Raw genomic sequence first — 7,371 nt, 5'->3', positions numbered from 1 at the left:
CGATGCCGTCTGCGCGCTGACGCCGGGCGGCGGCTATGCCGAGTATGCGCTCGTCGACGCGCGCAACGCCCTGCCCCTGCCCGCCGGACTGTCGACCGTCGAGGCGGCGGCGGTACCGGAAACCTTCTTCACCGTCTGGCACAATGTCTTCGAGCGCGGCCGGCTGAGCGGAGGGGAGATCCTGCTCGTGCATGGCGGCGCCTCCGGCATCGGCACGACGGCGATCATGCTGGCCAAGGCCTTCGGCGCGCGTGTGTTCGTTACCGCCGGTTCCGACGAGAAATGCGCGGCTTGCCGCGAACTCGGCGCAGATCTCGCGATCAATTACCGTGAGCAGGACTGGGTTGCCGTGGTCAAGGAGGAGACCGGCAAGCGCGGCGCCAACGTGATCCTCGATATGGTCGGCGGCCCTTACATCGAAAAGAACTACCAGGCCGCAGCAATCGACGGGCGCATCGTCAATATCGCCTTCCTGCAGGGATCTCGCGTCGAGGTGGATTACATGCGCCTCATGATGAAGCGGCTCACCCACACTGGCTCGACGCTACGTGCCCAGTCACTCGAAGCAAAGGCCGAGATCGCCGCACAGCTAGAATCGAAGGTCTGGCCACTTTTCGCGAAAGGCAAGTGCAAGCCGCTGGTCCACGCCCGCTTCTCGCTGCGCGAGGCCGCCAAGGCGCACGCGTTGATGGAATCGAATGCCAATATCGGCAAGATCGTGCTGACGGTGGACTGACGGCGCCGCGTAGTAGGCTTCCGAGATGATCTTCCGGGACTATCCGCCCTTCACGGCTTCACGCGGCCGCGCGATGTCGTTGATGCCTTCGGCATCCGGCGCCTGGCCGTAGCTCATCCTGCGCATCTGCTCGAGCACGCGCTCCATCTCGTCATCGGGCAGGACGGGCGGCTCGCCGAGTGTCAGCGCCTGCACATAGATGCGTGACAACGTCTCGACCTCGATGGCCAGCCACAGTGCGGCATCGAGCGTTTTGCCGAGCGAAATCTGGCCGTGCTGGCCGAGCAGGCAGGCCAGCCGGCCCTCGAGTGCGGCCAGCGCGTTGTCCGACAGCGCCTGCGTGCCAAAGGTTGCGTATTCGGCGCAGCGGATCGTCGTGCCGCCGGCGACCCCGGTCATATAGTGGAAACTCGGGATCGTCCTGTGGTGGCAGGCGAGCGTGGTGGCATAGATCGAGTGGCAATGCAGCACGGCGTCGATATCGGTGCGGGCGCGCAGGATATCCCGGTGGAACCGCCATTCCGAGGACGGACGATGGCCGACATAGGTGCCGTCGAAGCCCATCTCCACGATGTCGTCCGGCGTCATGGTCTCATAGGGCATCGAGGAGGGCGTGATGAGGAACCCGTCCGCCGTGCGCACGGAAAGATTGCCCGAGGTGCCCTGATTGATGCCGCTCGTATTCATGCGGCGGCAAATCTCCACCATCTGGCGGCGCAGCGCCGCCTTCTCAGTTTCGGCCATGTATGGCTCCTTTCGTCTGATCCGGTTTGACGGCCCGCGCGGCCCCGCGCCAGCGGGAAGCGTAGGAAGAAAGTTTGCTCGCGAAGGCGCCCAGCCCTTCCGGTTCGCTGAGTTCGACCGGCGCCGGCTCTGTCCGCGTCTCGTGACTTGCCAGAAGTGCCGCGCCGGATGCGACGCCATAGGCGTCGAGATTGAAGCGGACGCGCCGCTTGCGGGCGAAGGCGGCGACGAGCGCGGGATAGAGCGGCTCGCGCAGAAAGCTGCCGTCGAGCACCACCTGCGCGCCTTCGCCCAGCGCGTCCAGACACTCGACCGTAAGCAGCGCGCAATAGAGAACGCCGAGCGCCTTGCGCTCCTGTGGCGTCTCGGGCGGAGGGCCCGTAAAGCGCCCCGCGCCGGCGCTGCCGGGGAAAAGGCCGTCGTCGTGGCCGAAGGAGGGCAGCGCCATCGTGCCCCGGCCGACCAGACGGGCGATGGTCTCGCGCCCGACATTCGCGTCCGCCGCCTCACCGGCGATCGCCGCGAACTCGCGTCCGCCCATCGTCAGGACACCGCCGAGCGGATTGCCGAAGACGTCGCTGTTGCAGGTCATGCCGCGATTCTCGTCAAGCCTCGCGAATGGCGTGCGCCCGGACAGGCCGACGATCCAGGTGCCGGTCGAGACGACGGCGACGTCCGTCAGGCCGGCGGCCTGGTAGCGGTAGTAGTTGAGGCTGCTGTCGTGGCCGCCGGCAAGAATCCGCAGCCCCTGCGGCAGACCGTGACGTTTGCTGAGCTCCGGGCGCAGCGAGCCGACCGTCTCCCACGCCTTTGCAAAGGGCGGCAGGAGGTGCTCCCATCCCTGACGGGCGACGATCGGCGACCAGCGTTTCTCCGCCACATTCCACAAGTGCGATTGCGCGCCAAGCAGGCTCGTTTCCGAGACGGCCACGCCGGACAGCACCCACGCCCAGTATTGCGGCACACCGAGAAACCAGCGCGCCCGCGCAAAAGCTTCAGGTTCGGCCTGCTGCATCCAGTAGAGCTGACGCGCCTGATGGGTGGCACCGTGCATCGTCGCGCTGCCGCGGTCGAAGAACGTACCGCTCAAGGGGCCATAGGCCATTCGGACCGCCTCCGGTAGCGGCTGCTCGTAGTCGATCATCGGCAGCGCCGTGCCGTCGCCCATATCGGGATGCTCAAGGACGAGCACGCCGCCGGACCCATGACCGGAGGCGACGAAGGCTTCGAGCGGATGGCGACGGGCAAGCCGTGCCAGCCCTTCGAGGAGCCAACCGCGCACGGCCTGCAGGTCGTGATGGCGCCAGGGCGGGCCGCCACGGACCGGGTTTTCGACGCTGAGCGTTTCGAGCACGGCGCCTTCGGCGGTCGCAGCACTGAGCTTGATGTTCGTCTTGCCGACATCGAGCACGGCGACCGTGCCGCTCTCCCGCCTCTCAGCCATATTCTCCTCCCGGCCGGTTCATGGCCGATCAGATCAGCCCGTATTGCTTCGCCTTGTTGCGCAGGAATGGAAGCCCATTGCCCATCACCTCCGCCTCGTCCCTCGCGACAGGGCGCCAGACGGCCAGCCCGTAGGCGACCTCCGGCGGCATGTTGATGAAGCTCTCCATGGCGAGCCCGCCCTTGAAGCCGATCGCCGCAAGGGCGGCGTAGATCTCGTCCCAGGGCACGTTGCCGTATCCCGGCGTGCCGCGGTCGCTCTCGGACAGGTGGATGTATTTCAGGTGCTCGCGCGCATCGAGAATACCGAGGGCCGCGCCCTTTTCCTCGATGTTCATATGGTATGTGTCGAGATGGACGAAGATGTTGTCGGCGCCCACCTGCTCGATCATCTCGACCGCCTGGCGCGCGGTGTTGATCAGGTGGTTCTCGTAGCGGTTGACGGCTTCCACGCCGAGTTCGATGCCGTGCGTCTTGGCATGCTTGGCGGCGGCCGTCAGCGCCCGGGCGATATTGTCGTACTCGGCCTGGGTGGGCGGCACGCCGGTCCGCTCGCCGATGCCGCCGAAGATGACGCCGGAAAGGGCCTCTGCCCCCATCTCCGCCGTCTTGTCGATGGCCACCTTCAGATAATCGATGGCCGCCTCGGGGCGCTGCGAGGCCCACGCCGGCTCGGGCAGGCCGAGCGAGGAGACGGCGCGCAGGTTATGCTTCTTGAGAAGGGCGCGTGTATGCGCGGCATCGACGGCCGGTGCGTTGAGGAGCGCGATTTCGATGAAGTCCATCTTGTACTCGACGGCGGCGGCGATCGCCTTCTCGGCGCCGGCGCGGTCCCAGTTCATGGTCCACATACTGGTGTGAACGCCAAATCCCTCCATCTCTATTCCTTTCTTGCCACAAAGATTGCGAACTGTCCGGCAAACCAGCGCAGGACCATGACGACCACCAGCAACATTCCCCACACGGCCGTGGCCAGATGCTGGTTGGCACCGAGGAGATTAAGCCCCGACGACAGAAGCTGAAGGACGATGAGGGCGACGAAAACCGGGACGGCCCGGCCGAAGCCGCCGAACGGATTCACCCCGCCCAGGAAACAGGCCAGCACGGTGATCAGCAGGTAGGCCTCGCCGTGCCCGACACGCACCGAATTGAAGCGCGCCATCATGATGATGCCGGCGACAGCGCACATCAGGCCGGACAGCGTGTAGACCAGCACGAGCACCTTGCGGGTGTTGACGCCGGAATAGTGCGCGGCCTCGACGTTCGAGCCGACCATGTAGGTGTTGAAGCCGAGCTTGGTGCGCGACAGGAGGAGATGCCAGAGCCCGACGCACAGGATGAAGACCAGGAGCGGCACGGGCAGGCCAAGAACCGATCCATGGCCGAGCGGGCGCACGAAGGCGGGAAAGCCCGAGATGTCGCCGCCGCGTGTGGCGAACTCACCCACCCCGCGCAAAAAGATCATCATCGAAAGGGAGACAAGGATCGGATGCGCGCGCGTGTAGGCGATGACGAGGCCCATCACCGTGCCGCTCAGCGCGCCTGCACCGAGCGCCAGGGCGACGCCAAGCATGAAGGCTAAAGGTCCCGCGTCGACGCCGCCATTGGCCTGCAGCACCCAGGCTGCGACGAGCCCCGCGATATTGGCGGTGAAGGTGACCGCGAGATTGAGCCCGCCGGTCAGGATCGGCAGCAGCATGGCGAGGGTGAGCAGGCCAAGCTCGGGCAGCTGGAAGGCGACCGATCCGAAGGTCGCCGCGGAGAGAAACCGCGGCGAGGCGGTGCCGAACACCACGACGACCGCGATCAGGGCGACGATCGGCCCGACCATATCCCCGCCGAAGATCCGGCGGGCGCGCGCGAAAAGGCCCGTCATGACTTTCTACCTTCGGTGCGCATGAAGGGCAGCAGCTTTTCGATACTGGAGTTCGACAGCGTAATCGCGGCCAGGATGATGGCGCCGATGATCATCCGGAACGCATAGGGCGACACGCCCATCAGGTTCAGCCCGTTTCCGATGATCGAGATCAGGAGCACGCCGAGCACGCAGCCCAGCACCGAACCCCTTCCGCCGCCGAGCCGCGCCCCGCCGAGCACCACGGCGGCCAGCACCTCGAGTTCGCGGCCGTAAAGCGCGTTGGGCACCACCTCCTGTGCGTAGTGCGCCTGGACCAGCCCGCCGATGCCGGCCATCAACCCCACCCAGCCGAAAGCGATGTACTGCATGGCGCCGATGTTGATGCCGAAGCGCCGCGCACCTTCGGGATTGTCGCCGAACGCGTAGAGCTGGCGTCCGGTCGAGGTGTGGCGGATCAGGAACCATGTGGCGAAGACGCACAGCACCATGACCAGGACCGGTAGGCGGATTTCCGCCCAGCTTCCGTCGGCCATCTCGCGCTCGAACAGAATGACCCTGTCGGTCCACCAGGTGGGCAGGTCGTAGATCGACACGCCGCGCGTGAAGAACATCAGGAGGCCGAAATAGATGTTGAAGGTGGCAATGGTGACGACGATGGAGATGATGCGGAACGTGTGAATCAGGAAGGCGTTGAAGGCGCCCAGGAGCACGCCGACGCTACCGGCGATCAGTAGGCCACTTATCCAGCCGCCACCACCGATCTGAGCCAGGATCAATGCCGTGACATATTGCACGACCGAAGCCGCCACGGCGAACGAGATGTCGATCCCGCCGGCGATCAGCACCACCAGCAGACCGACCGCGAAGATGATGTTGACGGCACTGATGTTGAGAAGATCGAAGGCGTTGACCAGCGTGAAAAAGCGGTCCGAGGCCAGGGAAAGAAAGACGCAGATCAGCGCGATCACGGCGAGCAACGCCATTTCCGTCGCCTGGGTCTGGAGGAGCCTACGCATAGACGGCGGCCTCCATATCGGAAAGCGATGCGTCCCGGGGGTCGTACTCGCCGACGACCCGTCCGTCGGCCATGTGCAGCACGCGGTCGGCGTTGAAATAGACTTCCGGCACCTCGTCGGAGATCAGGATGATGGCAAGCCCGGTCTCGGCAAGACGCGCGACGATGTCGAAAATGCCGGCGCGGGCGCCGACGTCGACGCCGACCGTCGGCGCGTCGAGGATCAGAAGCTTCGGATCCGTGGCGAGCCACTTGGCGATCGCCACACGCTGCTGGTTGCCGCCGGAAAGGGTGGAGATCGGATCGTCCTCATGGCCGATCTTGACGCCGAGATCGACGATCCATTTCGAGACGAGGTCGTGTTTCTTCTCGCCCGAGATGAGTCCGCCCGACAGAATCTTGTCGATCGAGGCGATCACCAGATTGTCGGCTATCGACTGCGGCTGAATGAGGCCGAGCGAGAGCCGGTCCTCGGAAAGATAGGCGACGCCGGCGCGGATCGCCTCCCGATTGGAGCCGAAGCGGACGGGCCGGCCGTCGAGGCGGACCGTCCCGCGATGGGGACGGCGCATGCCGAACAGCGTCAGCGCCAACTCGGTGCGCCCGGAGCCGAGCAAACCCGTGATGCCGAGCGTCTCGCCTTGCCTGACCGTCAGCGAGACGTCCTCGAACTCGCCTTTGCGCGCCAGTCCTTCCACCTCCAGCACCGCCGGTGCGCCCTCGCGGGAGCGCGCGCGCACATTGTTGTCGAAGGTTTTGCCCGTCATCAGTTCGGTGATCCGAGACTGGGTCATCCCCTCGGCCGGATAGACACCCACCAGCTTGCCGTCACGCAGGACGGTAATACGGTCGGAAATCTCGATCACTTCGGCCAGGCGGTGGCTGACGAAGACGACGGCAATGCCCGAGGCCGACAGATTGCGGACGATTTCCAGGAGATGATCGGTTTCGGATTGGGTCAGCGAGGCCGTCGGCTCGTCCATGAAGACGATCTTCGCCTCGCCCACCAGGGCGCGCGCGATCGCCACGATCTGGCGGCGGGCAATCGAGTATTCACGTAAAGGAACATCGACATCGAGGCTGACGCCGAGGCGCTCCAGAACGCGCTGCGCCGTCTCGCGCATGGCCGAATGGCTCACCTTGCGCGGCCAGCGGCCGACGACGGTCTGAAAGGCGATGTTTTCGGCGACCGACATTTCAGGGAAAAGGGCAAGATCCTGCCAGATCACCTGGATTCCGGCGGCCTGCGCGGTCACCGGCGACATGTGATGGTAGGTCGTTCCGTCATAGTCGATCCGCGCTCCGGCCGCGGGCCGGTAGACGCCGGTGATCACCTTGATCAGCGTGCTCTTTCCCGAGCCGTTCTCGCCGGCCAGGCAATGGACCTCGCCGGGACGGACGTCGAAGGACACGTCGCGCAACGCACGCACGCCGCCGAAGGTCATATTGACGCTTTCCAGCGATAGAAGGGGTGGTTGCGCTTCGGACGCGCTCGACGGAGAAGCCATGGCCATGCCTTTTCAACCCTCAGGCAGTCGGATGAAAGGGGCTGCCGGGCCGGCCGGAGCCGGCCCG

At 65.5% G+C, this 7,371-nt stretch carries 7 protein-coding genes; 1 reads left to right on the top strand and 6 read right to left on the bottom strand.

Translation table 11 applies throughout. From position 1 onward, the window contains the following. Positions 1 to 736 (top strand): NAD(P)H-quinone oxidoreductase (locus ACFP9U_RS10670; RefSeq protein ID WP_378621238.1); only part of this gene is annotated, 736 nt, incomplete at its 5' end. 39 nt (positions 737 to 775) lie between these two features. Here ACFP9U_RS10670 and ACFP9U_RS10665 read toward each other — a convergent pair. From ACFP9U_RS10665 to ACFP9U_RS10640, 6 genes are read right to left on the bottom strand one after another with little or no spacing between them, the layout of a single operon-like run. Beyond that, positions 776 to 1,480, bottom strand: coding sequence for a class II aldolase/adducin family protein (locus tag ACFP9U_RS10665; RefSeq protein WP_378621236.1), 705 nt, complete (start codon positions 1,478 to 1,480; stop codon positions 776 to 778). Continuing rightward, the gene (locus ACFP9U_RS10660) at positions 1,467 to 2,924 is read right to left on the bottom strand and encodes an FGGY-family carbohydrate kinase (RefSeq protein WP_378621234.1); all 1,458 of its coding nucleotides are present in this window, start codon (positions 2,922 to 2,924) and stop codon (positions 1,467 to 1,469) included. Before ACFP9U_RS10660 ends, ACFP9U_RS10665 begins: the two co-directional genes overlap by 14 nt. Positions 2,925 to 2,952: 28 nt before the next feature. Continuing rightward, positions 2,953 to 3,801, bottom strand: coding sequence for a sugar phosphate isomerase/epimerase family protein (locus ACFP9U_RS10655; RefSeq protein WP_378621231.1), 849 nt, complete (start codon positions 3,799 to 3,801; stop codon positions 2,953 to 2,955). A gap of 2 nt (positions 3,802 to 3,803) precedes the next feature. After that, positions 3,804 to 4,799, bottom strand: coding sequence for an ABC transporter permease (locus tag ACFP9U_RS10650; RefSeq protein WP_378621229.1), 996 nt, complete (start codon positions 4,797 to 4,799; stop codon positions 3,804 to 3,806). Continuing rightward, the gene (locus tag ACFP9U_RS10645; protein ID WP_378621227.1) at positions 4,796 to 5,797 is read right to left on the bottom strand and encodes an ABC transporter permease; all 1,002 of its coding nucleotides are present in this window, start codon (positions 5,795 to 5,797) and stop codon (positions 4,796 to 4,798) included. Before ACFP9U_RS10645 ends, ACFP9U_RS10650 begins: the two co-directional genes overlap by 4 nt. Beyond that, entirely contained in the window at positions 5,790 to 7,310 is a 1,521-nt protein-coding gene (locus ACFP9U_RS10640; RefSeq protein WP_378621225.1) for a sugar ABC transporter ATP-binding protein, read from the bottom strand. Before ACFP9U_RS10640 ends, ACFP9U_RS10645 begins: the two co-directional genes overlap by 8 nt. Between the last annotated feature and the right edge of the window lie 61 nt (positions 7,311 to 7,371).

It is taken from the genome of Nitratireductor sp. GCM10026969 (assembly GCF_042660605.1).
Classification (GTDB): Bacteria; Pseudomonadota; Alphaproteobacteria; order Rhizobiales; family Rhizobiaceae; genus Chelativorans.
This window is presented reverse-complemented; position numbering and strand designations above follow the sequence as displayed.

What these genes read in the sequence shown, in the direction of transcription:
- ACFP9U_RS10655 (WP_378621231.1), bottom strand. Translation starts at nt 3,801, where the DNA reads ATGGAGGGATTTGGCGTTCACACCAGTATGTGGACCATGAACTGGGAC.
- ACFP9U_RS10660 (WP_378621234.1), bottom strand. Translation starts at nt 2,924, where the DNA reads ATGGCTGAGAGGCGGGAGAGCGGCACGGTCGCCGTGCTCGATGTCGGC.
- ACFP9U_RS10645 (WP_378621227.1), bottom strand. Translation starts at nt 5,797, where the DNA reads ATGCGTAGGCTCCTCCAGACCCAGGCGACGGAAATGGCGTTGCTCGCC.
- ACFP9U_RS10665 (WP_378621236.1), bottom strand. Translation starts at nt 1,480, where the DNA reads ATGGCCGAAACTGAGAAGGCGGCGCTGCGCCGCCAGATGGTGGAGATT.
- ACFP9U_RS10640 (WP_378621225.1), bottom strand. Translation starts at nt 7,310, where the DNA reads ATGGCCATGGCTTCTCCGTCGAGCGCGTCCGAAGCGCAACCACCCCTT.
- ACFP9U_RS10650 (WP_378621229.1), bottom strand. Translation starts at nt 4,799, where the DNA reads ATGACGGGCCTTTTCGCGCGCGCCCGCCGGATCTTCGGCGGGGATATG.